The 383-nt window shown below is 46.5% G+C and carries 1 protein-coding gene; it reads right to left on the bottom strand.

Annotation, left to right across the window (positions count from 1 at the left end; all coding sequences use genetic code 11):
• Positions 1-383 (bottom strand): mucin-binding protein (locus C1G57_RS11165; protein WP_161941147.1); only part of this gene is annotated, 383 nt, incomplete at both ends.

Genomic DNA, 383 nt, shown 5'->3' on the forward strand with positions numbered 1-383 from the left:
GCTGGTGTGTCTACTTTGTCGAAGTCATCATCAGTTGAGGTCCAGTCACCATAAGTCACTTCTTTAGTCACTAGGTTAACGGTCGCAGTACGTTTGTAGGTCAGCGTTTCAACGACATCTGGCTGAGCTTCTGAGCCATCTTCGTATTGGTACTTGATAACTCGTGTGACGGTTTGATTGAGGTCACTTTCTTTGACTCCATCTGGCCATTTTGGTCCGTCTGGCTTGCCTGGATCTACTGGTGTACCTGGATTCTTAGGATCTTCTGGGGTGACTGTAACAGTTTTAGCTTTCACAACAACAGTGAAGGCTTGGTCGATAGCCTTGTCAGTATCGAAGACTTGTCCACCGTCTTTGGTGAAGTCATCACGAACCACTTCATA

Origin of the sequence: Streptococcus suis (assembly GCF_002960425.1) — a bacterium.
Lineage (GTDB): Bacteria > Bacillota > Bacilli > Lactobacillales > Streptococcaceae > Streptococcus > Streptococcus suis_S.